The organism is Weizmannia sp. FSL W8-0401 (assembly GCF_038009125.1).
GTDB lineage: Bacteria > Bacillota > Bacilli > Bacillales > Bacillaceae_C > Weizmannia > Weizmannia coagulans.
Genome location: NZ_JBBPAG010000001.1, coordinates 1,702,796 through 1,725,078 on the forward strand (window position 1 = coordinate 1,702,796; position 22,283 = coordinate 1,725,078).

At 49.2% G+C, this 22,283-nt stretch carries 25 protein-coding genes; 1 reads left to right on the top strand and 24 read right to left on the bottom strand.

Features of this window, described 5'->3' with window-relative positions:
- Window positions 1-31: 31 nt before the first annotated feature.
- The 17 genes from hisC to NSU00_RS08255 all read right to left on the bottom strand — a co-directional run bounded on the left by hisC (window position 32) and on the right by NSU00_RS08255 (window position 15,014).
- Window positions 32-1,126: a histidinol-phosphate transaminase gene (gene hisC / locus NSU00_RS08175; RefSeq protein ID WP_133536075.1), complete on the bottom strand. Its 1,095-nt coding sequence runs from the start codon at window positions 1,124-1,126 to the stop codon at window positions 32-34.
- A gap of 91 nt (window positions 1,127-1,217) precedes the next feature.
- The gene (gene aroH, locus NSU00_RS08180; protein WP_061566822.1) at window positions 1,218-1,580 is read right to left on the bottom strand and encodes a chorismate mutase; all 363 of its coding nucleotides are present in this window, start codon (window positions 1,578-1,580) and stop codon (window positions 1,218-1,220) included.
- Window positions 1,577-2,659, bottom strand: a complete 1,083-nt coding sequence (aroB, locus tag NSU00_RS08185; protein ID WP_161655519.1) for a 3-dehydroquinate synthase — start codon at window positions 2,657-2,659, stop codon at window positions 1,577-1,579. The genes aroH and aroB overlap by 4 nt, the downstream gene beginning before the upstream one ends.
- Entirely contained in the window at window positions 2,660-3,829 is a 1,170-nt protein-coding gene (gene aroC / locus NSU00_RS08190) for a chorismate synthase (protein ID WP_340703589.1), read from the bottom strand.
- 82 nt (window positions 3,830-3,911) lie between these two features.
- Window positions 3,912-4,700 (bottom strand): CheR family methyltransferase, encoded by a 789-nt coding sequence (locus NSU00_RS08195; protein ID WP_061566825.1) that lies wholly within the window; start codon window positions 4,698-4,700, stop codon window positions 3,912-3,914.
- Window positions 4,701-4,805: 105 nt separating this feature from the next.
- Window positions 4,806-5,252 (bottom strand): nucleoside-diphosphate kinase, encoded by a 447-nt coding sequence (ndk, locus tag NSU00_RS08200; RefSeq protein ID WP_340703590.1) that lies wholly within the window; start codon window positions 5,250-5,252, stop codon window positions 4,806-4,808.
- A gap of 151 nt (window positions 5,253-5,403) precedes the next feature.
- Window positions 5,404-6,366, bottom strand: a complete 963-nt coding sequence (gene hepT / locus NSU00_RS08205) for a heptaprenyl diphosphate synthase component II (protein WP_340703591.1) — start codon at window positions 6,364-6,366, stop codon at window positions 5,404-5,406.
- 18 nt (window positions 6,367-6,384) lie between these two features.
- Window positions 6,385-7,089, bottom strand: coding sequence for a demethylmenaquinone methyltransferase (locus tag NSU00_RS08210; RefSeq protein WP_340703592.1), 705 nt, complete (start codon window positions 7,087-7,089; stop codon window positions 6,385-6,387).
- A 2-nt stretch (window positions 7,090-7,091) separates the two neighbouring features.
- On the bottom strand, window positions 7,092-7,901 hold the full coding sequence (locus tag NSU00_RS08215) for a heptaprenyl diphosphate synthase component 1 (protein ID WP_340703593.1): 810 nt from the start codon (window positions 7,899-7,901) through the stop codon (window positions 7,092-7,094).
- 96 nt (window positions 7,902-7,997) lie between these two features.
- Window positions 7,998-8,228, bottom strand: a complete 231-nt coding sequence (mtrB, locus tag NSU00_RS08220; RefSeq protein ID WP_013859512.1) for a trp RNA-binding attenuation protein MtrB — start codon at window positions 8,226-8,228, stop codon at window positions 7,998-8,000.
- A 255-nt stretch (window positions 8,229-8,483) separates the two neighbouring features.
- Window positions 8,484-8,756: an HU family DNA-binding protein gene (locus NSU00_RS08225; RefSeq protein ID WP_013859513.1), complete on the bottom strand. Its 273-nt coding sequence runs from the start codon at window positions 8,754-8,756 to the stop codon at window positions 8,484-8,486.
- Between the two features lie 293 nt (window positions 8,757-9,049).
- Entirely contained in the window at window positions 9,050-10,528 is a 1,479-nt protein-coding gene (gene spoIVA, locus NSU00_RS08230) for a stage IV sporulation protein A (RefSeq protein WP_013859514.1), read from the bottom strand.
- Between the two features lie 246 nt (window positions 10,529-10,774).
- A complete protein-coding gene (locus NSU00_RS08235; RefSeq protein ID WP_013859515.1) occupies window positions 10,775-11,491 on the bottom strand; it encodes a hypothetical protein in 717 nt (238 codons plus the stop codon).
- Between the two features lie 18 nt (window positions 11,492-11,509).
- Entirely contained in the window at window positions 11,510-11,698 is a 189-nt protein-coding gene (locus tag NSU00_RS08240) for a DUF2768 domain-containing protein (RefSeq protein WP_235920050.1), read from the bottom strand.
- 259 nt (window positions 11,699-11,957) lie between these two features.
- Window positions 11,958-12,998: an NAD(P)H-dependent glycerol-3-phosphate dehydrogenase gene (locus tag NSU00_RS08245; RefSeq protein WP_340703594.1), complete on the bottom strand. Its 1,041-nt coding sequence runs from the start codon at window positions 12,996-12,998 to the stop codon at window positions 11,958-11,960.
- Window positions 12,999-13,018: 20 nt separating this feature from the next.
- Window positions 13,019-14,329, bottom strand: coding sequence for a ribosome biogenesis GTPase Der (der, locus tag NSU00_RS08250; protein ID WP_013859518.1), 1,311 nt, complete (start codon window positions 14,327-14,329; stop codon window positions 13,019-13,021).
- Window positions 14,330-14,417: 88 nt separating this feature from the next.
- A complete protein-coding gene (locus tag NSU00_RS08255) occupies window positions 14,418-15,014 on the bottom strand; it encodes a YphA family membrane protein (RefSeq protein ID WP_207368218.1) in 597 nt (198 codons plus the stop codon).
- Window positions 15,015-15,114: 100 nt separating this feature from the next.
- On the opposite strand from NSU00_RS08255, the gene NSU00_RS08260 reads away from it, so the two are divergent.
- Complete coding sequence (locus NSU00_RS08260; protein WP_013859520.1) at window positions 15,115-15,243, top strand: YpzI family protein; 129 nt, start codon at window positions 15,115-15,117, stop codon at window positions 15,241-15,243.
- A 98-nt stretch (window positions 15,244-15,341) separates the two neighbouring features.
- Here the strand turns inward: NSU00_RS08260 and rpsA are convergent, their stop codons facing one another.
- The 7 genes from rpsA to NSU00_RS08295 all read right to left on the bottom strand — a co-directional run bounded on the left by rpsA (window position 15,342) and on the right by NSU00_RS08295 (window position 22,225).
- Window positions 15,342-16,478 (bottom strand): 30S ribosomal protein S1, encoded by a 1,137-nt coding sequence (gene rpsA / locus NSU00_RS08265; protein WP_013859521.1) that lies wholly within the window; start codon window positions 16,476-16,478, stop codon window positions 15,342-15,344.
- Window positions 16,479-16,590: 112 nt separating this feature from the next.
- Window positions 16,591-17,295, bottom strand: coding sequence for a (d)CMP kinase (gene cmk, locus NSU00_RS08270; RefSeq protein ID WP_017552425.1), 705 nt, complete (start codon window positions 17,293-17,295; stop codon window positions 16,591-16,593).
- 121 nt (window positions 17,296-17,416) lie between these two features.
- A complete protein-coding gene (locus tag NSU00_RS08275; protein ID WP_013859523.1) occupies window positions 17,417-18,061 on the bottom strand; it encodes a flagellar brake protein in 645 nt (214 codons plus the stop codon).
- Window positions 18,062-18,183: 122 nt separating this feature from the next.
- A complete protein-coding gene (ypeB, locus tag NSU00_RS08280) occupies window positions 18,184-19,533 on the bottom strand; it encodes a germination protein YpeB (RefSeq protein WP_340702675.1) in 1,350 nt (449 codons plus the stop codon).
- A gap of 15 nt (window positions 19,534-19,548) precedes the next feature.
- On the bottom strand, window positions 19,549-20,343 hold the full coding sequence (sleB, locus tag NSU00_RS08285) for a spore cortex-lytic enzyme (RefSeq protein WP_013859525.1): 795 nt from the start codon (window positions 20,341-20,343) through the stop codon (window positions 19,549-19,551).
- 111 nt (window positions 20,344-20,454) lie between these two features.
- Entirely contained in the window at window positions 20,455-21,135 is a 681-nt protein-coding gene (prsW, locus tag NSU00_RS08290; RefSeq protein ID WP_041819115.1) for a glutamic-type intramembrane protease PrsW, read from the bottom strand.
- Between the two features lie 106 nt (window positions 21,136-21,241).
- Window positions 21,242-22,225, bottom strand: coding sequence for a YpdA family putative bacillithiol disulfide reductase (locus tag NSU00_RS08295; protein ID WP_133536052.1), 984 nt, complete (start codon window positions 22,223-22,225; stop codon window positions 21,242-21,244).
- Window positions 22,226-22,283 lie beyond the last annotated feature (58 nt).

Genomic DNA, 22,283 nt, shown 5'->3' on the forward strand with positions numbered 1-22,283 from the left:
TTTGCTGTCAAAAGGCCCGCCGTTGTCAAGTTCATTTGCGGCTTTCCAGAAAAGCCCCGATCGCCTCGAGTACGCCCCGGTTCTGTTCTTCCGACCCGATGGTAACCCGGACCGTCCCCGGCATCCCGAGTGCTTCCCCGGAGCGGACGATATATCCCCTGCCAAGCAAAAACCGGCAAACTTCCTCACTATCGCATTGAAAATCGATTAAAATAAAATTTGCCTGTGACGGGTAAAATGCAAGGCTGTTGCGGCGGCAAAACGCATAAAAGCGTTCGAGCCCCTGCCGGTTTTTGTCGCGGCAGCTCTGGATAAACGTCTGGTCCTCCAACGCCGCCTGTGCAGCCAGCTGGCCAAGGACATTGGTATTAAATGGCGGGCGCACTGGCTCGAGCTTTTGGATGATCGTTCGATCGGCAATCCCGTAGCCAACGCGTAAACCGGCCAGTCCGTAAATTTTCGAAAAGGTCCGGCTGACAATCAAATGATGATACCGGCGGAATAAGACAAGCGCCTGTTCGTAATCTTTTGCGACCACGTATTCGCTGTACGCTTCATCGATAAAAACGAGCACGTCTTCTGGCACGCGGTCAAGAAAAGCGGTCAACTCCTGTTCGGTCGTATACGTCCCCGTCGGATTGTTCGGGCTGCAAATCCAGACAACCGCCGTGTTTTCATCAATTTGCCCGAGCATCGCCTCCAGGTCATGCCGCCCGTCTTTTAAGGGTACTTCACGGACTTCGGCGCCCTCGATGATGGCATTATGTTTGTATTGGGAAAATGTCGGTGCGGCCATCACCGTATTTTTGCCCGGTTCGAGGAGTGACCTGGAAACGATTTGGATCAGTTCGTCCGTCCCGTTTGTAAAAATCAGTTCGGTTGGATCAACGCCGAGATGTGCGGCCATTTTCTGTCTCAGTTGTGCGGCGTGCCCGTCCGGATAACGGGTAAAAGCAGGCTGAAAGTTTTTCAAAGCCTCATCCACTTTCGGGGAATAGCCGAACGGATTTTCATTGGATGCCAGTTTCACGATTGAATCGAGCCTGTATTGTTTTTTCACTTCATCAATGGTCTTTCCGGGCACATATGCATGCAAATCCGTAATTTTTGTTCTCCATTTCATCATCTTTAGCGAGAGTCCCCTGCTTCCATGCAAGAGCGCAAGCCGGGGGGTGATCGCATTCTCTCCTTTCGGTTCGTGACACGTTAGCATTCTCTTATTTTGTTAAATCCGGCCGGAGCGCAGCTGCACGGCGCAAATACACGTGCTTTACGTCCTCCTGCCCAAGGTCCGTGTCAACATGGATCAGGATGCGGATGCAGCGGGCAAGGCTCCCTTCAACCGGAATTTCTTGCATATTCATAATCGGGACATACTTCCAGCCGCTGAATTGGCGCATGACTTTCGAAGGAAAAGCCGAACGGATATCGGCTGTTGCCGAGAACAAAAGGGAAGCGACCCGGTCCGGCTTGATCCCGTTTTTTTCGATCAAGGCATTCATCAGCTCAGTAGTAGCAGCAAGGACTTCGCTTTCGTGATCGCGCTCGACCGTAGTCGCTCCGCGTATTCCGCGTATCATGTATGCAAATCCCCCTTTTGCTGCAGCAGAAACAGACGGCTCAGCCGTTCTTTGTCCACTTCAGCCAGCACCGGTTTGCCGACAGACGCAAGCAGGACGAAGTGAATATTGCCGGCAATTGTTTTTTTATCGCGTTTCATATAAGCATAGATTTCGTCAAATGCTGCGCCAGCCGGAATTTTCCAATCATAGCCGAGCGTTTCGATCCAGCTGAGAAATTGCGGCAAATCAAATTGAAGGCCGGTCTGTTCCCTGCTGATCAAAAGAGCGTAAACGATGCCGGTCATGACCGCTTCGCCATGGGTGATTTTCCCGAACCCGCCGTGCGCCTCAAGGGCATGCCCAAGCGTATGCCCGAAATTCAAAAAGGCACGCACACCCGTTTCTTTTTCATCTTTGCGGACAATATCTGCCTTTACTTTGATCCCTTTTTTCAACAAGTCCGGAAGATGCGGGGATAAAAGATGCCCGCCGTCCGGAATCTTTGTTTGTAATTCTTTAAGGAACTCCCCATCCGAAAGAAGCGCATGCTTTACAAGTTCGGCAAATCCGCTTAACAGCTGCTTTTTGGGGAGCGTGCGCAGGAAATCCGTGTCATACAATACAAATTCCGGCTGGTAAAAAGCGCCGACAAGGTTTTTTCCAAGCGGGTGATTGATCGCCACTTTGCCGCCGACCGCGCTGTCATGGGCCAAAATGGTTGTCGGGATTTGAATAAACGCAATGCCGCGCATATAGGTTGCCGCCACAAAACCGGCAAGATCGCCGACCGCGCCCCCGCCAAAGGCAAGAATGCATGATTTCCGGTCTAAATGATGTTCCACGGCAAACGTCAAAGCTTCCTGGTAGACTTCAAACGTTTTGGCATCTTCCCCCCCTGGCACGGTCAGTACACACTGTTCCGCGCTTTCCGGAAGCTGCGAAAGCAGTTTGTCCAAGTGAAGCGGCCGGACGTTTTGATCCGTTATGACCATGCAGCGCGTATATTTGCGGACGAGCGGGCCCAGCTCCTGCAGCGCGCCGCTTGCTATGTATACCGGGTACTGTTTTGTTTCTGTATCAATGATGATCGTTTCCATTTAAAACAACCTTCCGTATTCTCTTTGCTCCGCAACCGTTTTTTTCAGCACATCCATCCTGTCGCTGTAAAACTGGTCGGTGATCGCTTCCGCCAACTCCCAGGCGACAACGGCCTCACAGACGACGCTTGCTGCCGGCACCGCACAGCTGTCGGAACGTTCGATGCTCGCTGCAAAAGGTTCCTTCGTTTCGATATCAACGCTTTGAAGCGGCTCATACAATGTCGGGATCGGCTTCATTACGCCTCTTACGACAATCGGCATGCCGGTTGTCATACCGCCTTCAAAGCCGCCGAGCCGGTTTGTTTTGCGCGTATAGCCCGTTTCTTCCGACCAGGCGATTTCATCATGGACTTCGCTCCCGGGCCGGTGTGCCATTTCAAAGCCAAGCCCGAATTCCACCCCTTTAAACGCATTGATGCTGATGATGGCGCGCGCGAGCCTGGCATCCAGCTTCCGGTCGTAATGAACATAACTGCCAACACCGGCCGGCATCCCGGTTGCGATCACTTCGACAATGCCGCCGATCGAGTCGCCGTTTTTCTTTGCCGTGTCGATGGCTTCCATCATTTTTTGCGCCGCCCCGTCATCCAAACAGCGTACCGGTGAACCGTCCGCTTTTTCCTGCAAGGAAGCAAGGGAATCATATGGCACCTTTTCCGCGCGGACACCCCCGATTTCAAGCACGTGCGAGGCCACTTCGATGCCGAGCTCTTTCAGCAATTTTTTCGCGACAGCCCCGGCAGCCACACGAACGGTGGTCTCGCGTGCGGAAGAGCGTTCGAGCACATTGCGCAAATCCCTGTGCCCGTATTTGATCCCGCCGGCAAGATCGGCATGCCCCGGGCGCGGGCGGGTCACACGCCGTTTCACGTCGTCCGCATCTTCAGGAAGGGGCTCAATGCCCATGATCTTATTCCAGTGCACCCAGTCCCTGTTTTCAACCGTGAGCGCAACCGGCGAACCGAGCGTCAATCCGTGGCGGACGCCGGCAGAAATCATTGCCCTATCTTTTTCTATCTGCATTCTCCGCCCCCGCCCGTAACCTTTCTGCCTTCTGGCAAGGTCAGTGTTAATTTCTTCAGCTGTCAGCGGCATGCCCGCCGGAAGGCCTTCAATAATGGTGGTCAGCGCCGGTCCGTGTGACTCGCCTGCCGTCAAATATCTCATTCTGCATCCCCCTTCATCACTTTAAAGCATTACATATCTATCACTATACCACAATCGCTGTAAATCGAATAGATGGAGCGCTTTATATTTTTTTATAGAAAAAGGTATCTTCAATTTCAAATCCATACGCGGCCGGATTGAAAATCTGTTCCGTGCTACCGACAAATAATATGCCGTTTGCCGACAGCGTTTTGCTGAAATTCCGGTAAACAGACACTTTGGCTTCTTCTGTAAAGTAAATCAGCACGTTCCGGCAAATAATCAGATCCGCTGCTGGATAAGGGTCGTGCAGCAGATTATGTTGTTTGAATATCACCGCCCGCCTGATTTCGTCCGCAATTTGATAGAACGGGCCCCCGCCGCTTTTTTGAAAATATTTTTGTTTCATTTCGCGCGGCACCTCAAGGATCGAACGTTCGGAATAAACGCCGGCTTCTGCTTTCTGCAGGGCTTTTTGATCAATATCGGTCGCCAGGATCTGAATCTTATTAAGCGGCAAATACTTTGACAGGATCATGGCCATCGTATACGGTTCTTCGCCCGTAGAGGAAGCGGCACTCCAGATTTTCAGTTTTTCTCCTTTTTCTTTCAGCAGCCCGGGCAAAATGTTCCGTTCGAGCACATCCCACCTCGACTTATTTCTGTAAAATTCTGAAACATTAATCGTCATTCTGTCCAAAAATTCTTCCAGCAAACGTTCGTTTTTGTCCAGTCCTTGAAAAAATTCACTGAAAGATGAAAAACCTCTTTTTTCATATAATGTCGTCAGCCTTCTTTTCATTTGCGCTTCTTTATACAAAGATAAATCGATCCCCGTTTTCTTTTTGACTTGCGCAATGAACCGGCCGTAATCATCCAGTTCTGTTTTCATTATGCAATCTCCGTATTTTTATTCAGATTTGTTGGTTCATACCGTTTATTTTAACATAAAAAAAGATTGGCGCGGAGAGGATCGCCAATCTTTTTTTTGCATGATTTAATAAATCGAAGCATCCGCCGGCCGGCTGTATGAGATCAGCTCGTCTTCCCGGAAAAACAGGGAAATTTCACGTTTCGCGCTTTCTGGTGAGTCGGAACCGTGAATAATGTTTTTGCTGACAATCACGCCGTAATCGCCGCGGATCGTCCCCGGGGCGGCTTCGGCCGGATTCGTTTTGCCCATCATTTGCCGAGCAGTGGCGATGACGTTTTCGCCTTCCCAAACCATGGCAAAGACCGGCCCGGAAGTAATAAATGCCACAAGATCATTGAAAAAAGGGCGTTCTTTATGCTCAGCGTAATGCTTTTTTGCAAGTTCATCTGAAATTTGCATCAATTTTGCCCCCGCAAGCCGAAACCCTTTCTTTTCAAAGCGGGAAACGATTTCGCCGATCAGCTGGCGGCTGACCCCATCCGGTTTTACCATTAAAAAAGTCCTTTCCATCTTCATCCACTCCATTCGCATTTCTACTATGTAAGGCATCTTGGCCATAGAAAATCGTACCATGATGGCGGGAAAATCTCAATATGTTTGAAGTAAGCGCTTCAAAACCGGGCCGCCAATGCAGGGCACTGCCCGGCAGCCCTGCTTTCTTTTAAAACTTTCTTTTTCCCATATAACGCGCCAAATCTGCCAGCATTTTTTTAAAACGGGTATCCGGAAGCTGCCCAAGCGTACTGAGCGCTTTCTCTAGATAGCAGTTGCTCACTGCATAGGACCGTTCGATCGCGCCGGACTGTTTGACCAGTCTGACAACGTCTTCAAGCTCCGCTTTTGGCATGTGCTCATGGACATATTCCAGCTTTTTTCTGATTTTTGGGTCTTCCCTTGCAAAAAGCACCGGAAGCGTTACATTGCCCTGGCGCAAATCTTCGCCTGCCGGTTTTCCAAGCTGCTTCTCCGTGCCGGTAAAATCCAGGATATCATCAATAATTTGATAGCTCATCCCGACATTGTAGCCAAACTGGTACAATTGGCGGTGGATGTTTTCGTCGGCGCCCGATGCAATCGCCCCGAGCTGGCAGCTGGCTGCAATCAGCAAAGCCGTTTTCCGCTTGATCCGCCTTAAGTAACAGCGCAAATTTTGATGAAACCGGTATTTATCCTTGATTTGCTCGATTTCGCCGACGCACACTTCAACAAGTGTATCCGCCAGAATCTGGTGGGCGGAGAGATCCTCCACTTTTGTAATGTATTCAAGCGCGGTTGCGAGAATATAATCGCCCGTATACATGGCAATCCGGTTGTCCCATTTGGCTTTTACGGTCGGCTTTCCCCTGCGCAGTTCGGCATCATCAATGACATCATCATGCACGAGCGACGCCATATGGATCAATTCCAGTGCAACAGCGACATTTTTGACACGTTCGATTTCGTAATCCCCGAATTTCGCGCCGAGCAGCACAAATACGGGGCGGATCCTTTTTCCTCCCGCTTTCAGCAAACTTTCAGATGCCTGCTGTATCAAAGCAGCATTTGATGCGACAGCGTTGGCCAGCTCTTGTTCAATAAGCTCAATATCCGTTTTTAAAAACGAGTACAGCATTTGTACCTTCATTCCGTCTCCATCCGATCATCATTTCTCTTTCAAGGCAATATGTGCAGCTGCGGCCCCGCCGGCAAACGGCTTGTACAAAATCCGGCCAAAACCCGCATCGGAAAATGCAGCCGCCAGTTCTTCCATTCCAGGAAACTGCAGTGCAGATTCCTGAAGCCAGGAATATTCCCGGTAGCTTTTTGCCAACCATTGTCCGAGAAGCGGCATGATCCGGCGGAAATAAAAGTAATAAAGCTGCCTGTACCCGGGAATTACCGGCTGGGAGGTTTCCAGGCAGGCCGCCATGCCGCCGGGCTTCAGCACCCTGTACATTTCCTGCAAAACCTGTTTGTAGTCCGGGACATTCCTGAGCCCGAACCCGACCGTCACATAATCAAACGTTCCATCTTCAAACGGCAGTTCCATTGCATTTCCGTAACGGAGCGCGACATTTTTCAAGCCGAGCGCGTCCACTTTCCGCTTCCCGACTTCAAGCATGCTTTCACTGAAATCGAGCCCTGTCACACTGCCGGATTCGCCGACTGCCTCTGCGAGGGCAATTGTCCAGTCCGCCGTCCCGCAGCACAGATCGAGTGCGCTGCTCCCTTCTCTTACCGCCATTTTCCGCATCAGGTCTTTCCGCCACCGCTTATGCTGGCTGAAGCTGATCACCGAGTTCATCTTGTCGTAGTTTTGCGAAATTTTTTCGAAAACGGCGTGTACCCGCTCTTCTTTTGGCATCATGGTTACCCTTCCTCCGCATATAATCTCGTTGCATCGCCATACCGCCCCATCAGCAGGCGGATCCGCTCTGAAAGCATTTCGTTTCCGCAAGACATGGCCGCAGCCTGCAACGCACGGATGCTTTCTTTCAAATACTTCTCACAAATATAAAACAGTTTCCGCTTTTTCTCATGCGGCAGCTGGTCAAAAGGGCGACCGTCACCCGGGTAAGCCATTTTGTTCAGGGCTTCAAACAGGATGGAGCGCTTCCCGTTTTCGGCCTGCTCCTTTTCCCTTAGCAGCCGGTTAAACAAAAGCAGTTCCTCGCTTAAGCGGATGAGCGGCTGCGAACCGAAAAACTGCATAAATTTTGTAATAATCGCGGATTCGGTTTTTTTCAAATGCCCGACGAATGTCTCCGCGTCGGAATCGTCAAATTGGTAAAGCCTCACTTTATATTCATTTACGGATTTGATTCCTTCCGCCAGTATGCCGACAAGCCGGACGTTGTGCACGCCCGCAAGCAGTTTGTAATAAAGGCTGCTGAAATAATCCCCCGCCAGAACGGTAAGCTGGCGGCTTTTTTGATTTTCATTTGCATTGGTTACTTTTTCATGGGTGTCAAGGGCAATCTGGATCAGCATGGCAGTCGCAACAAACTGCTTCACTTCATGTTCCGTATAAGGCTGCCCCGCAAGGCTGCTTATCAAAAGCAGAATCCGGTCTTCATCTATGTATGGGGCATCAATAAACTGATTTAGATAGTCGTGTGCCACTTCTTCTTCAATCGCCTGTTTGATTGCGGCAATTTGCTGCTCCCTCTGGTATGACATAACCCTTTCCCCGTTTCTTCGTTGATCTGGCCTAAAAATAAGCTGTAGTTTATTATATCACATATGTAAAATGGCCGTTAACAAATTGATTCCGGTTTATTTTTTCGCTTCGCTGCGCAAATTCCCGATGCCGGTCAGGATTTGCGCTTCGCCGCGAATCTTGATCATGGAAGTATGTTCGGTAAACTGTGCGACCAGCACTTCGCCATCATCCAGCATTTCCGTATGGTTCAGCTTCGTATCGGTACCCCTTGACAGCCCAATGACGCTCACCCCGTCCTGCAACGCTTTCACGACGATATAATCCGCCTGCGCCTCTGCTTTCATTTTCGGGCCTCCTTTTTATTCGTTTAAAAAGCTTTTCATATATTCATCTTACCACAGCGCCGTTTGCAGTCAAAGCGCCGGAAACGCCGCGCTCAGGCTCTCCCCCCGGCTGTGCCGGGATTTCGCAGGCTTTTGCACCGGGAAAACGGGCGCCAAACGTATGCACGTTTCCCTTTTTCCGTTTTTTGGACCCTGCTGTATTAAAAAAAGGCTGCCCAGGCAGCCTTTTTTCCGCTCAAAGCCAACCATATGTAATTACTTCACTGCGTCTTTAAGCGCTTTCCCCGGCTTGAATGCAGGCACTTTGCTTGCCGCAATGTCGATTTCCTCGCCGGTTTGCGGGTTTCTTCCTTTACGGGCAGCGCGTTCGCGCACTTCGAAATTACCAAACCCGATCAGTTGGACTTTATCTCCGTTTGCCAATGCATTTTGAATTGTATCAAAAATAGCGTCAACTGCTTTTGTCGTATCCTTTTTGGAAAGTTCGGTAGCTTCTGCCACTGCATTGATTAAATCCGTTTTATTCATTCCATTCACCTCCTCCAAAAGAAACATAGAAGTCATTTCCAGCTTCTTCTCTTCAGTGTATACGGTTTTCCCTCATCATAAACGTTTAAAACCGGATAGAATCAGGCTTTTCAGCACCAATTCTGTTAAAAGATTATCATAATCGCAAGAGAGGTGCAAGAACTATTCGCTAACAAAGGAAAACTTTTCAACTTTTTTTCGGATTTAAAGTACTTTTCCCGAAAAATTCAAACTTGCGGAAAACATATTTTGCGGGTGCACGGATACAAAAAAGGGATACCGCGGTATCCCTCTTACAAAATAATGGCGATCAGGCCGCCTGACCCTTCGTTAATGATCCGTTCGAGCGTTTCTTTTAACTTATAGCGGGCATTTTCCGGCATGAGCGATAATTTTGCCTGGATGCCTTCCCTGACAATGGAACTTAAGTTGCGCCCGAAAATATCCGAATTCCAGATGGACAGCGGGTCATCTTCAAAATCCTGCATCAGGTACCGCACAAGCTCCTCGCTCTGCTTTTCCGTCCCGATGATCGGGGCAAATTCCGATTCGACATCGACTTTGATCATATGGATGGACGGCGCCACCGCTTTCAGCCGGACGCCGAAACGGGATCCCTGGCGGATGATTTCCGGCTCATCCAGGCTCATATCCTGCAGGGAAGGTGAGGCAATCCCATAGCCGGTTTGTTTCACCATTTTTAGGGCATCGGAAATTTGATCGTATTCCGATTTCGCATGGGCGAAATCCTGCATCAGCTCGAGCAGATGATCCTTGCCGCGGATTTCAACGCCGACGATTTCCTTTAAAACCTGATCGTACAGTTCATCCGGCGCCTCGAGGTCGATTTCCGCCACCCCTTGCCCCATTTCAATGCCGGCAAGGCTTGCAGATTCAATAAACTCATATTCGTTAAAAGCCTGGACAACGCGGTCCACATCGCGCAGCCGCTTAATGTCTTTTACCGACTCTTTCACGGCGTCCTGATAATTTTCACGCAGCCAGTGGTTTTCTTTTAACACCATCACCCAGCTCGGCAGGTTCACATTGACTTCCAGTACCGGAAATTCGTACAGCGCTTCACGCAGCACATTCAGCACATCGGCTTCACGCATGCTTTCCACTGACATGGCGAGCACCGGAAGATCATATTTTTCCTGCAATTCCGTCCTCAGTATTTCCGTCTCCGGATGGTGCGGCTTTGCCGAATTGACAACAATGATAAACGGTTTTCCGACTTCTTTTAACTCGGCAACAACCCTTTCCTCCGCTTCCACGTAATCCTCACGCGGAATTTCGCCGATCGTGCCGTCTGTTGTGATCACAACCCCGATGCTTGAATGTTCCTGAATGACCTTTCTCGTGCCGATTTCCGCCGCTTCGTGGAAGGAAATCGGTTCTTCATACCACGGCGTATGGATCATGCGCGGGCCGTTTTCATCTTCATATCCTTTCGCGCCCGGAACCGTGTAGCCGACACAGTCGACAAGCCGGATATTCACATCAAGCCCTTCATCGACATGGACAGCAACCGCCTGGTTCGGCACAAATTTCGGTTCTGTCGTCATAATCGTTTTCCCGGCCGCGCTTTGCGGGAGTTCGTCCTGCGCCCGGTTTCTGTCCGCTTCGTTTGTAATGTTCGGAAGCACAACGAGTTCCATGAATTTTTTAATAAAAGTGGATTTCCCCGTTCTGACGGCGCCCACGACCCCCAAATAAATATCGCCGCCCGTACGTTCTGCAATATCTTTAAAAATATCAACTTTTTCCAATTTGTTTCCCTCCCCACATTCGTTCCCGGGACACCATCATTCGCGCTGATGATAAGACATTATATGTGTATGATGTTGTCCGACCGCCTTATGTCTATAAAATGATTTTTTTATAGATTTTCAAAAAGTCGCTGTACAGGATTTGCCTCCTGTTTATTTTTTCAAAATTTTTCCTTGCGAAAAGACGCGGGACCTAAAAAATAAACCCTTTCTCTAACAATATATTGGGATGAGAAAGGGTTATGACTATTTTGCCATAAATACCGGTTCATTTTTTTGATTTACGGTACAGGGAAGGGAATAAGCCGGTACAAACGGAGAGCCTTCGGTTAACAGCACGCGGATATCTTCCCCGGGTTTAAACGCCCGCTTGCCCGTTTTGAGCGCTTTTGCCAGATCAGCCCGGTAATCGACATAAATGCCGCCTCTGCCGGTAATGACAAGCGGCAGTTTCCGGCCGGTATACGGTGACACCACGTACGGATCTGTTTTGTAACCAAGCTTTTTAAAATCTAAAGCGTATACATTTCTTGCAATCTCTTTTTTAAACGGCGGATAGCCCTGGGACGCAATCCGGATTTGCAAGTCTCTTATTTTATCGGGTATTCTCGTATCAAACACTTTTACCACCGGATGATGTTCCGGATCAAGCAGCACATACTGCAGGGTGCCGCCGTTGTCATACGCATTTGCCGGCGGATCGGGCAGGTAGTTTTTCGGGCTTTTCAGTTTATTGAAATCAATCGGGTATTTTACGTAAACCGGCGTATTTTGCGGCTTTGTCTTGATCGGGAGCAGGCCGCCGTTGTCTTTCCGGTATGCATCTACCGCTTTTTGCACCATTTGAAGCTGCATGTCATCCGGCAGCCTGCTTTCTTTTTCCTGTGCCCCCGGATAAAGGCAGCCGCCTAAACTGATGCAGGAGAAAACGGTCAGAAGCAGCAGCATATTTTTGAAGCGCAAAATGATCTCCCCCTCCGGTTAATTTGCCGGCCCGCTCAGCACGATATAAGCCATAATCAGGCCGCCCAGCGCCAGGCAGGCATACGCAATCACAGCAGCCGCCCATTTGAACAGTTTTTGTTTCAGCCTATATCTGCTGGCAAGAATCAATACCATCGCCAAACAGAGCAGGCCCATGCCGAAAAGCGAAATCCACATATTCGCCATCCCCCGGGACAAAACAATCTCCCCTTTCTCCCTTGTAAAATTCGTAAACCTTTCGGACTTCGGACATTATATCATAAGCTCTTGAAATGTTTCAATTTATGGCATAAAAAAAGGCCGGGGCAAACGTCTGCCCCGGAGAAAAGGTTGACTATACCCAGCCTGCGCAGTTTAAAGCGAATTCTTTTTCCTTGCAGTTTATGCAGCATGCCTCCGTCCGGTATCATCCGAAAGCCTACCGGGACTTTTTTGCCAAGGAAAGCTAGTACTGTTCCCCCAGCACATCCATCAAACCTTCCATTTCATGTTTTTTCAGCCGGCCCATTAAATTGTCGACTGCTTCTTTCGGGTCAAGTCCTTCAAATAAGACATGGTAAAGGGCATCGGTAATCGGCATTTTGACTTCGTACCGGCTGGAGAGCTGGTACGCCGCCTTTGTTGTCCGGACGCCTTCCACGACCATTCCCATCTGTTCCAGCACATCATCGAGCTTTTTGCCTTTGCCGAGCATATTGCCGGCCCGCCAGTTCCGCGAGTGAACGCTCGTGCAAGTCACGATCAGGTCGCCAATCCCGGCAAGCCCTAAAAATGTCAGCGGATTTGCGCCCATTTTCGTGCCGAGCCGGGCGATTTCCGCAAGCCCTCTCGTTATTAAAGCGGCTTTCGCATTGTCCCCATAGCCGAGGCCGTCCGAAATGCCGGCTGCAAGTGCAATAATATTTTTCAGGGAACCGCCCAATTCGACGCCAATGATGTCGGGATTCGTATAGACGCGGAAATTCGAGTTCATAAAAATGTCCTGTGCTTTTTTGGCAGCTGCCATTTTTTTCGATGAAACGGTTACGGTTGTCGGGTGGCGCAGGCTGACTTCTTCAGCATGGCTCGGCCCCGATAAAACCGTCAGATCCCGCAGCAACGATTCCGGAATTTCTTCTTCAATCATTTCCGAAATGCGCATCAGGGAACCCGGTTCAATCCCTTTGGTGACATGGATGATGGAAAGCGGGCTTTTCCGCACCGCTTTCACTTGCCTGCATACATCGCGCACCGCTTTTGTAGGGACCGCCAGTACAGCGGTATCAATGCCGTTTAACGCTTCTTCAAGTGAAAAGGTGCCGGTAATTGCGGGTTGCAGCTTGATGCCCGGCAAATAAAACGCGTTTGTATGGGATGTATTGATTTCATCGATCTGGCCTTTTTTGTTTCCCCACAACCTGACCTTAAAGCCGTTATCAGCCAAAACAATCGACAAGGCAGTGCCCCAGCTCCCCGCGCCGAGCACTGCGATCGTTTTTTTGGACAAATAAAACACCCTCTTTATATTTATTTACGCGCACGGGCGATGATATGGATCGGCGTTCCGGTAAAACCAAACGCATCACGGATCCGGTTTTCCAAAAACCGTTCGTACGAAAAATGCATCAATTCGGGATCATTGACAAACACAACGATCGTCGGCGGTTTGACGGAGACTTGCGTCGCATAAAAGATTTTCAGCCGCCGCCCTTTGTCTGTCGGCGTCGGATTCATCGCAACCGCATCTGTTATGACTTCATTCAGCACGCTGGACTTCACGCGCATCGCATGGTTCTCGCTGACCGTCTTAAGCAGCGGGAACAGCTGGTCCAGCCTCTTTTTTGTTTTTGCCGACACGTAAATGACCGGCGCATAATCAAGAAACTGGAAATGGTCCCGGATTTTCTGCGTAAACTGATCCATTGTTTTTTCATCTTTTTGAACGGCATCCCATTTGTTTACCACAATGATCACGCCGCGGCCCGCTTCATGGGCGTAGCCGGCAATCCGCTTATCCTGTTCCCGGATCCCTTCCTCGCCGTTTAAAACAACACAGACGACATCGGAACGCTCAATGGCCCTCAATGCGCGCAGCACACTGTATTTTTCCGTGTTTTCATACACTTTTCCTTTTTTGCGCATCCCTGCTGTATCAATCATAACATAAGTTTGGCCTTCATAAGTATAGACGGTATCCACCGCGTCTCTCGTCGTTCCCTCTATTTCACTGACAATGACGCGCTCTTCACCGAGAATCGCATTGAACAGGGAAGATTTTCCGACGTTCGGCCTCCCGATAAAACAAAATTTAATGACATCTTCCCCGTACTCCTCGTCCGCTTTCTCAGGAAAATGTTTGACAACTGCATCGAGCAGGTCGCCAAGGCCGAGGCCGTGCGCGCCGGATATCGGGAAAGGATCGCCAAAACCGAGGGCGTAAAAATCATAAATCTGGGTGCGCATCTCGGGATTGTCAACCTTGTTCACTGCCAGAACGACCGGCTTTTTTGACCGGTACAATATTTTGGCGACCATTTCATCCGCAGAAGTCACGCCTTCTCTACCGCTTGTAATAAAAATGATCACATCCGCTTCCTGGATGGCGATTTCAGCCTGCTGCCGGATCTGCTCGAGAAACGGTTCATCCCCGATATCAATGCCGCCTGTATCAATCACGTTAAATTCGTGTGTCAGCCATTCTGCCGGACTGTATATACGGTCTCTTGTCACTCCCGGAACATCTTCCACAATAGAAACCCGCTCTCCTACAATTCGGTTAAAAATGGTAGATTTGCCTACATTCGGGCGTCCGACAATTGCCACAACCGGTTTTGCCATACGATTCACCCTTTCTGTTCCGTTTTCGCAAAACAAATCAACTTTAGTAGTTTATCAATATTTTCTTGTTCAGGCAATATCCCACAAATCATCCCGGCCTTTCCTTTTTTGCTGCTTTTTCTGATATGAGATTCAAGGCGGCATCCATGATATGCCAGCCGTACGCATAGAGGAGAAAAAGCCCGGCGATATCGAGATATGCCGCAGAGCCTGCCGTAACATGGAAATCCCATTTTGCAAGCACCAGTGCATACAGAATTTCCCCTTGTGCCGTACCGGTCAGTGCGGCGGCAACGGCATCCATTTTTGAACGAAAAAGCAAATGGACAAGGATAAACAAAAACAGGCTGTAGCAAATGGTACGCCAGGCAAACATCCAGACCGGATCGTACAGTTCAAATAACAACAGGCCTGCATAGCCTGCCATCACGATAAAGACGCCGGCGAGCCGGGCCAAAAGCGCCCATTTCGAAAATTTGCCGAAGTACCCATAACCGGCAGCCATGATGACGATGAGCGCCCAACTGATATCGAGACGGCCCACCGCCGCTTGATGCGGAAAGCTGATCACGAGCAGCAAAGCAACCAGTGCTGCCGGAAACCGTAAACGGTGATGCCTGTCCAGCAAAAATGTCGCCCAAATCCATACCGCCCACATCACCCCCAAAAAAAATGCTCCTTCCACGGTGCACCCTCCTTTATCTCCATTATGGGAAAGATTGCACCGGGTTAACCGCAAGTTTTTCGCTTTTTTCAGGCATACTACAAACGGGGGTGAATGGGCAATGGGAAAAGACCGCCAGGAGAAAAAACTACGCCAAAGCGGGCGTGTGGAAAGCGACCGTGACCAGGCGCTCCACTACGGAGGGGCAACCCGCCTTGAAAGCGCTGATGAAGCACGCAAACGGCAGTAAAATGAGCGGTTAATAGGCAAGACAAAGCGCAAAAAAGCTGAGCGGCACCGGCTACACGGGCGCCTCTCAGCTTTTTCATTCCAACCGGACGGGCTTTTTTACTGCTTAAATTTCTTCAACTGGTCCCCGATCATATCCCCAAGCTGGAACCCGGTATTTTCTTCTGGAAGGTCATAATCAGAAGCTGCTGTATCAGCCTGTTCCAGTTCTTTCATGCTTAAGGACAAGCGGTGCGCCTGTTCGTTGACATCGAGCACTTTCACCTGCACTTCCTGACCTTCCCTTAACACTTCATGAGGGGTGGACACATGCTTATGGGAAATTTGTGAAATATGGACAAGCCCTTCAACGCCCGGGAATACTTCCACAAATGCCCCGAACGAAACCAAGCGTTTTACCGTCCCGGTAAGGACAGTCCCCTTCTGTGCTTTCTGTTCAATGCCTTCCCAGGGGCCCGGAAGTGTATCCTTGATGGACAAGGAAATCCGCCCGTTGTCCCGGTCCACCGACAACACTTTCACTTTGACCTTTTCCCCTTCTTTGACGACATCGGACGGCGTTTCCACCCGTTCATGCGCAAGCTGGGAAATATGGACAAGGCCGTCAATTCCGCCGATATCGACAAAAGCGCCGAAATTCGTCAGCCTTTGCACGGTCCCTTCCAGCACCTGGCCTGCTTCGAGATGGTCAAGAATATCCTGGCGTTTTTCTTCTTTTTCTTTTTCCACCACAGCCCGGTGTGATAAAATCAACCGGTTTTTGTCCTCGTCCAGTTCAACGATCAAAAAGGGCAATGTTTTCCCTTTATAGTCGGAGAAGTCTTCAACAAAGTGGTCCTCGACAAGCGATGCAGGGACAAAGCCGCGGACGCCCAAATCGACAACAAGGCCGCCTTTTACCACTTCATTAACTTCCGCTTCGATGATTTCCTGGTTTTCAAATTTTTCCTTCAGCTCATCCCATGCTTTTTCAGCATCATATTTCCGTTTGGAAAGAATGACGGCGTCTTCTTCCACTTTCGTAACGACGAGATTCAGCTCGTCCCCTTCTTTCACGGCATCTGATGCGGTTTCAATATGGAGATTGGAAAGCTCGCTGATCGGAATAATCCCGTCCACTTTGCTGCCTTCAATGGAAACGAGCACTTGCTTTTCCTCCACTTTGACAACCGATGCTTTCACTTTATCCCCTACAGAAAGGGACCGTACTTCTATTTCATTCATTTCGTCTGGCATATGTACTTCCTCCTTATCCGGCGCTTCAACTACCATTGAATATACCCGTTCTTTTCAAATTAATTCGTATAATTCAAAAAGAAACGCTTTCCTATCAAATTTCTAACATCTTTTACTTTTTGTCAAGTAAAGAAGCCGATTGCTGCTGGGTGATTTTTTCTTTTGCCATCGCAAGAATCTTTCCGGCAACTTCATCAATGTCCATGCTTGTCGTGTCCAGTTCTACGGCGTCCGCCGCTTTAGAGAGCGGTGAAACTTCCCGTTCGGAATCCAGCCTGTCCCTTTCCTCAATCTCCTGTTTTAAACGGCTGAGGTCTGAAGGGATCCCTTTTGCAACATTTTCGGCATGGCGCCGCTTTGCGCGCTCATCGGCGCTGGCCAGCAAAAAAATCTTCAATTCGGCATCCGGCAATACTTTTGTCCCGATATCCCGGCCGTCCATGACAACGCCGCCGCCACGGGCGAGCATCCGCTGCCGCTTGACCATTTCTTCACGGACAACGGCATGCTTTGAAACAGCTGAAACTGCTCTCGTCACTTCCCTTTCCCTGATCTTGCCGGTTACGTCTTCACCGTCGACAAAAACAATCTGGCCGTTTTCCCCCGGCTCCAGGCGGATATTTGTCTTGTACAAAAGTTTGGCAAGCGCATTGCCGTCTTCAAGGTCCGTTCCGTACTGCAGCGCTTTATAAGTAAGCGACCGGTACATTGCGCCTGTATCAATGTAAATATATTGCAACTGCTCGGCAACTTTTTTCGCCGCCGTGCTTTTCCCTGCAGCAGCAGGACCGTCGATGGCAATATTGATTTTTTTCATACAACGATTTCACCCTATTCTCTCTTGTTGCATATACCCGTTTTTTGAGTAGATAAAAGGATACACCCTCTTTATAGTGTACCATAAAATGGTGAATCCTCCTATCCATGAAATGCAAGTTTTATCCGGGAAGCCCCTTTTTACGGAGCAAAAGCTGCTGCTCGAAGCAAAAACGCAGGATATACTGCCTCTCTTTTGCGCTTGTATCTTTAAACTGGAGCGAGGCCCCCGTTTTTCCGCCGGTTTCAAACAGCCTGACGACGGAAAAAAGAAGCTGCAAGTACTGGTAGCCTTCTTTTAGTGGCAGGACAAGAAGCGCTTTTCCTGTTTCATGCTCCCCCGGGCGGATATTGCGAGGCAAGTAGACGGCGCAGCCGCCCGAACTGATGTCTTTTGTAACTGCCGTTGTTTTCAAATTGGATTCCGGAAAGGTGAGGGCAATATCGAGCGCGGCATCTACCCTGACATATTGCCGCCGCTGGATCTTGCGCACATCTTCCGGCTCCGGTGCGGATAAAATAAGCATCGGGATATTGCCGAGTTCCCTGCCGGTGACTTTTGATGAAAACCGGTAAGGAATCTGGCCGTCCGAAACGAAATCAACGAGCAGCCCCTGGCCAATCAGCAAAAATACGGTCCGGTTTGTTTCCAGGTCGATCGGGTAATCAATATAAATTTTATCCTCTTTTATATCCGCAATTTTACATCTATATCTTTTACCTGTATCTTTATCTTCCAGTGTGAGTTCCAGCCCGACTTTTAACATCTTCCCAAACCCCTTTTATAGATTCCAATCTTATTATGACACAGGCTGGGCAGTTTTGTATTCTTTTTTCGCGTTTCATTTCATTTTTTGCCAAAAGGCCCGGCTTGTATGCCGGGCAATGCTCATATGGACTTGCCGTATGCTCTTTCCGTGTTTTTCAGCTTTTCCACTTTTTCTTCGTTGCCGTTTTCCGCGTTGATATAGATCCGGTACGTTTCATCATGCAACACGCCGAGAAATTCATAACAAAGCACTTCCCGGTTCATGTCGCCGGTCATAATCGCAAGGCGGCTTTCCATAATGTCAAGCTTCGGGTTCACACGGGCTCTTGCTTCTTTTTCACTGATGGCGGGCTTTGGAATATCCCTTTTTTGATGGCTTTTCAGAAAATCATCTGCCACAAACCCGATCACCTGGCCGTTGTCAAGCGCCACTTTTAATTTGACCGTTTCCGGATAAATGCGGACATTCCCCTGTTTCGCAGCGAAAGAAAAAACACCGACATTGTCATATTGCGTGCTTTCAAACATGTCCATTTTCTCAAAATGATGCCGGTTTAAAAAATCCGCCGCTTTCTTTTGGGCCCCGTTTAAACTGATTTTTTGCTTCCCCACTGGGCGCTTGTTGAAAAACCAGACCGGGTATCCCCCTTTCCGCGTAACATCCGCGGTTGTTTCATGGCCGTTTTTGTCTTTTAAACGGACAGTATAAAAAGAAAAACGGGCGCCTTTTTGATTTGGCTTGGCTTCCGCCTTTCGGGCCGTTTTGACTCCGGCGTATTGTTTTACAGTGGCGACCGCCTGGTTTTTGCTGATCATTTTTCCTTCCAGGTGCTCATAATGGTCATCGCGGTTTTGGAAACTCGTAAAAGACGGGCTGTTCAAATCAGCATTGTCATAGCCTTTGACCGTCCTTTCGACCGTCTTAAAGCCGTCGATGATCGTGTTATCCTTCGTTTCTTTTCCTTGGGCAAGGGCGCGTTCCACGTCCATCCAGCGGAGATTGTGCTGTAAAACGTTATTTTGCACGCCCCGGAGCTGGTCCTGGATATCCGCGCTCTGGCCGTACAGTTTTTTCAGTGAAGCATACTCTTTATCGGATAAAGGTTCTTTGTCCAAATCGCGCACCGCCGTCCGGTAGCTGAAATTCCCGATATCAGTCAGAAATTCTTCCGTTTTATGAAAAGGCAGAAGCGATAACGGCAGCTGGCCGACATCCGCATGCGCTTCCGATGTCAGGCGCCACACTTCAGCCAGTGCCGGTGAAAGGGACTTGCGCGAATTCATGGCGAGGGTGTTTCCAATTTCATCATGCAAAAGGTCCACTCTGTATGCAAGGTCATGAAAAGCCCTTTGATACGTGCTTTCTGCATTTAACAAGACCGCCTCTTTTTCACGGTGCTCTTTATATGCCCAGGCAGCAGTCCCGCAAAGCCCGAGGGCAAGCACAACAATCATTGCCCGTTTCAGCATATTCATTTCCCCCTCTTATTTGCAAAAAATATGTTTGCCGATTCGTTTGATTTGCGGCCTTGACCAGATCCACTTGCTTGTTGCGGTCGCCGGATTAAAATAATACAGCGCATTGCCGGACGGATCCCAGCCGTTGATCGCATCGAGGACGGCTTTTTTTGCCGTATCATTCGGCGCAAGCCAGATTTGCCCGTCAGAAACACAGGTAAACGCACCCGGTTCGAAAATCACCCCAGAGATGGTGTTTGGAAAAGACGGGCTGTCAATACGGTTTAAGATCACAGCCGCCACGGCCACCTGCCCTTCATACGGTTCGCCGCGCGCCTCCCCGTAAACCGCTTGCGACAAAAGGCGGATATCGTTTTGCGAAAAGCCGTTTGGCACATTGGTTGCGGTTTGGGCGGATTTTTTGGCTGCCGTTTTCGGTGCCTGCTTTTTTGTGCCGCCGTAATACGTAAATTTTTTCCCGCTTGCAACCATGGACTTTACGTATGCCGCATCGTATTTTGACGCTTTGACGAGTTTCGCTTTGACGCCCGGGCCGGCGAGGCCGTCAACAGGCATTCCGTATGCCTTCTGGAAATTTCTTAAAGCCCAGTAAGTGCTGTAACCAAACACCCCGTCAATCGTTCCTTTATAGTAACCGATGTACTGCAGCCTCGCCTGCAGTTCAATCACATCATCCCCGACCGCTCCTTTTTGAATCACCTGATTCGAAAACGCCCGGGCCGTCTCACTTGTGCCAAAAGAAAGCAAGGCCAATACGGCACAAAGCAGCAACATGTATTTTAAGCGATTTTTTTCAATCATACCGCACCCCCCAAAAACTTTAAGCATTATCCGTAGTTTCTGGAGAAGGCGGCAATTTTATACAAGACATAAAAAAACAACCGGCGATTGATCCGGTTGTTTTGCCCGTTATCATAATTGTTGTGTCCCTGCCGCATCCTGCGCAAAATGTTTGGCAGAAAGGCTGTGCGCCTGCTTTGCTTTTTTCAGGCCGAGCCACCAAAGCCCGATCATAAACGGCACCATAAAATACAGCCATTTTTGCTGGGTGAGCATGATCCAGTCGTAAAAACCGTGCAGGATCACCGGCACCATAAAAGAAAAAAGGAACCAGCACTTTTTGCGCGGGGAGAATCTGGATTTTCCCATATAAAAGCCCATCATGACACCGAAAATGGCATGGCTTGATACAGGAAGAAGCGCACGCCCGAACGCCAGGTCAACGCCGCCCGAAAAAAGCGATAAAATATTTTCGAGCGTGGCAAATCCGAGCGAGACGCTGACGCCGTAAACGATGCCGTCAAAAGGTTCATCAAATTCCCGGTTAAAAAACACAATAGCGGCCAAACACAGCCACTTGCAAAGTTCCTCCGGCAAAGCGGAATGGAGGAAAGCATGCCAGATGCTGCCCGAAAAGAGATGCTCCCGTTCGAGGATAAACTGCAAAAACATAACTGGCAGCGTGACAAGCGCACCGTATAAAAACGCTTTTGCAACAACAAGTATCGGCTCTGGCTCAAACTGGTCCCGCAAATAAAAATAGCATAGCAGGGCAAGTCCGGGGGCGATGCCGGCTGACAAAAGGGCAAGCATATCGAAACCTCGCTTTTTGCAAAAATCAAATGATCCGTGCCAAGTCATTTGTTTTCATCGTAACATGAAAAAGCCGGAAAAGAAATACTGCCCCCTGAAAAAACCTTTAATTTCCTTTTTGCAAGAGAGCCTCCCGGTTTTTGATCGCTGTGGCAATTACACCGCCATGAAAGCGCCCGTTTTCAATAAAAATCTCATTGGCATTGTTTCCGGCAGCAAGCACGCCCGCAATAAAAATCCCTTCAACATTCGTTTCCATTGTCTCTTCGTTGTAATGCGGGCGGCCTGTTTCCGGATCAACGTCCACTCCCATTTTCCGCAAAAACGTATGATCCGGATGATAACCGACCATCGCAAATACAAAATCATTCCGGATCTCTTTCACTTCTCCGCCCGCTTCGTATACAACGCTCTGTTCTTTAATTTCTTTCACGTGCGCCTGAAATTCCATTTTCACTTTCCCGTGGCGGATAAGCGAATCAAATTCCGGCAATATCCACGGTTTAATGCTTTCGGAATAATGATCGCCGCGGTATAGCACGGTCACGCGGGCGCCCGCCTTGTGAAGTTCAATGGCGGCGTCCACAGCCGAGTTTTTTCCGCCGATCACGCAAACATCGGTGTCAAAAAACGGATGGGCTTCTTTAAAATAATGGTACACTTTGTTTAAATCTTCCCCTGGGACATCCAGCCTGTTCGGATTGTCGTAATAGCCGGTTGCGATAACCACATAAGGCGTCTCATATTGGCCTTTTGTCGTCGTAACGATAAAGGTTCCGCGTTTCTTTTCGACACGGAGCGCTTCTTCAAACCGGCGGATGCGAAGGGCCTTCAGTTTCGCCACTTCGCGGTAGTATGTAAGCGCCTGGTTGCGTTTCGGCTTTAAATTTTCGGTAATAAACGGCACATCGCCAATTGCAAGCCGGTCGCTTGAACTGAAAAAAGTCTGGTGCGTCGGATAACGGTAAATCGCATTGACGACATTTCCTTTTTCCAGTATAAGCGGATGTTTCCCGATTTCCTGCAGGCTGATTGCAGCAGCCAATCCGCAAGGGCCGCCGCCAATAATGATACAATCTTCTTTTCGCATGTTTGTCCACTCATCCTTTTTTCGTATCTGCCTTTTCGTTTTCATCCATTTATTTAAA

Excerpts from the sequence above, each read along its gene's own strand:
- hisC (WP_133536075.1), bottom strand. The coding sequence starts at position 1,126 with ATGATGAAATGGAGAACAAAAATTACGGATTTGCATGCATATGTGCCC.
- aroH (WP_061566822.1), bottom strand. The coding sequence starts at position 1,580 with ATGATACGCGGAATACGCGGAGCGACTACGGTCGAGCGCGATCACGAA.
- aroB (WP_161655519.1), bottom strand. The coding sequence starts at position 2,659 with ATGGAAACGATCATCATTGATACAGAAACAAAACAGTACCCGGTATAC.
- aroC (WP_340703589.1), bottom strand. The coding sequence starts at position 3,829 with ATGAGATATTTGACGGCAGGCGAGTCACACGGACCGGCGCTGACCACC.
- NSU00_RS08195 (WP_061566825.1), bottom strand. The coding sequence starts at position 4,700 with ATGAAAACAGAACTGGATGATTACGGCCGGTTCATTGCGCAAGTCAAA.
- ndk (WP_340703590.1), bottom strand. The coding sequence starts at position 5,252 with ATGGAAAGGACTTTTTTAATGGTAAAACCGGATGGGGTCAGCCGCCAG.
- hepT (WP_340703591.1), bottom strand. The coding sequence starts at position 6,366 with ATGAAGGTACAAATGCTGTACTCGTTTTTAAAAACGGATATTGAGCTT.
- NSU00_RS08210 (WP_340703592.1), bottom strand. The coding sequence starts at position 7,089 with ATGATGCCAAAAGAAGAGCGGGTACACGCCGTTTTCGAAAAAATTTCG.
- NSU00_RS08215 (WP_340703593.1), bottom strand. The coding sequence starts at position 7,901 with ATGTCATACCAGAGGGAGCAGCAAATTGCCGCAATCAAACAGGCGATT.
- mtrB (WP_013859512.1), bottom strand. The coding sequence starts at position 8,228 with ATGAAAGCAGAGGCGCAGGCGGATTATATCGTCGTGAAAGCGTTGCAG.
- NSU00_RS08225 (WP_013859513.1), bottom strand. The coding sequence starts at position 8,756 with ATGAATAAAACGGATTTAATCAATGCAGTGGCAGAAGCTACCGAACTT.
- NSU00_RS08240 (WP_235920050.1), bottom strand. The coding sequence starts at position 11,698 with ATGGCGAATATGTGGATTTCGCTTTTCGGCATGGGCCTGCTCTGTTTG.
- der (WP_013859518.1), bottom strand. The coding sequence starts at position 14,329 with ATGGCAAAACCGGTTGTGGCAATTGTCGGACGCCCGAATGTAGGCAAA.
- NSU00_RS08260 (WP_013859520.1), top strand. The coding sequence starts at position 15,115 with ATGGGAAAAGACCGCCAGGAGAAAAAACTACGCCAAAGCGGGCGTGTG.
- rpsA (WP_013859521.1), bottom strand. The coding sequence starts at position 16,478 with ATGCCAGACGAAATGAATGAAATAGAAGTACGGTCCCTTTCTGTAGGG.
- cmk (WP_017552425.1), bottom strand. The coding sequence starts at position 17,295 with ATGAAAAAAATCAATATTGCCATCGACGGTCCTGCTGCTGCAGGGAAA.
- NSU00_RS08275 (WP_013859523.1), bottom strand. The coding sequence starts at position 18,061 with ATGTTAAAAGTCGGGCTGGAACTCACACTGGAAGATAAAGATACAGGT.
- ypeB (WP_340702675.1), bottom strand. The coding sequence starts at position 19,533 with ATGCTGAAACGGGCAATGATTGTTGTGCTTGCCCTCGGGCTTTGCGGG.
- sleB (WP_013859525.1), bottom strand. The coding sequence starts at position 20,343 with ATGATTGAAAAAAATCGCTTAAAATACATGTTGCTGCTTTGTGCCGTA.
- prsW (WP_041819115.1), bottom strand. The coding sequence starts at position 21,135 with ATGCTTGCCCTTTTGTCAGCCGGCATCGCCCCCGGACTTGCCCTGCTA.
- NSU00_RS08295 (WP_133536052.1), bottom strand. The coding sequence starts at position 22,225 with ATGCGAAAAGAAGATTGTATCATTATTGGCGGCGGCCCTTGCGGATTG.